This window comes from Streptomyces sp. NTH33, assembly GCF_003236365.1.
Taxonomy (GTDB): domain Bacteria; phylum Actinomycetota; class Actinomycetes; order Streptomycetales; family Streptomycetaceae; genus Streptomyces.
This window is the reverse complement of sequence record NZ_POTZ01000881.1, coordinates 1-1,394: the sequence shown is the minus strand read 5'-3', so window position 1 is coordinate 1,394 and position 1,394 is coordinate 1. Positions and strand designations below refer to the sequence as shown.

Below are 1,394 nucleotides of genomic sequence, written 5' to 3'. Positions count from 1 at the left end.
GAGCCGCCTGCAGGGCGGGGACCAGCGGGGTGGCGACGGCGGCGCCGGCCAGGACCAGGGCCGCGATGAAGCCGAGGATCAGACCGGAGCCCGCGCCGACCGAGCCGGGGACGTCCACCAGGGTCCAGAACATGATCCACGCCACGAGGACGGTGAACGCCACTCCCACGGCGCCCAGGTCCAGGCCCGCCACCTTGCGGGGCTGCGGCAGACACCGGTTGACGACGATCAGCGCGGCGCCGATGACTCCGCCCATGTAGAAGCCGAGGCCCATACCGAGCCCGTCCCAGGCGTTGGTCTTCACGAAGTCCGTGTCGTACAGGCGGAGGAACGACGCGATGAAGAGCAACACCGCTGCTCCGATCACCACGCCGTCGCCCCGAGTGAGGGAGCGGATGTTCACTTCAGGTCCTTCACAGGTCGTCTCGTCGTCGGTAGAGGCGTCGCCGTCACCGTCTCGCCGTCAGGCCGCGGTGCGAAGCGTGGGGGGTGCCCTCGTCGTACGGACGACACTATCGTCCGTACGCCCCGGCTGTCCGCAGGGATGAGAGCCCCGGTCAGGACCCGCGCAGGAAACTCACGATTCCCTCGGAGATCCCTTCCGCCGCTTTCTGCCGCCAGCCGCCGCTGGTCAGCAGTGCCGCGTCCGTGCCGTCGCGCATGTTGCCGCACTCGATGAACACCTTCGGAACCGTTGACAGATTGAGACCGCCCAGGTCCTTGCGCGTGACGAGACCGGTGCCGCCGCCGACGTAGTTCGACGGAGCCCCGCCCGTGACGCGCACGAAGTTGCCCGCGACGCGCTCGCCGAGTTCGCGGGAGGCGGCGGCGATCGGGCGGGTGTCTGCGGCCCCGGCGTGCACGGACGCCGGGAGGATCACGTGGAAGCCGCGGTTGCCCGGCGCCGACCCGTCGGCGTGGAGGGAGACGGCGGCGTCCGCGTGCGCGGCGTTGCCGATCCTGGCGCGCTCGTCCACGCACGGCCCCCAGGACGGAGAGTCGCCGTCGTGGGTCAGCTTCACCGTGGCGCCCTGCGCTTCGAGCAGCGCGCGCAGCCGGCGGGCCACGTCCAGCGTGAACCGGGCCTCGGTGTAGCCGTCGTCGGTGGACGTGCCCGTGGTGTCGCACTCCTTGGAGTTGGTGCCGATGTCCACCTTGCGGTTGATCTCGGCCGTGTGCCGGAAGTTGCCGGGATTGTGCCCCGGGTCGATGACGACGACCTTCCCCTTGAGCGGCCCGGAGGCGGCGGGCGCGGAGGCCGTGGGCGCCGGACTCGCCGACGCGCTCGGCTTCCTGTCGTCCCGGTCCGCCCGGCCGGAGGAGGAGGGCGGGGGCGACTCCCCGGAGCCCGAGGGGCTCCCGGCCGACGGCCGTACGGCGGCCTGCCCCGGACC

General features: G+C 72.1%; 1 protein-coding gene and 1 pseudogene. Both read right to left on the bottom strand.

Annotation, left to right across the window (positions count from 1 at the left end; all coding sequences use genetic code 11):
- A pseudogene (locus C1I97_RS37225) lies at positions 1-403 on the bottom strand (DUF5336 domain-containing protein); the annotation flags it as partial.
- A 154-nt stretch (positions 404-557) separates the two neighbouring features.
- The coding region (locus tag C1I97_RS37220) for an N-acetylmuramoyl-L-alanine amidase (RefSeq protein WP_111007281.1) at positions 558-1,394 on the bottom strand (837 nt) is incomplete at its 5' end.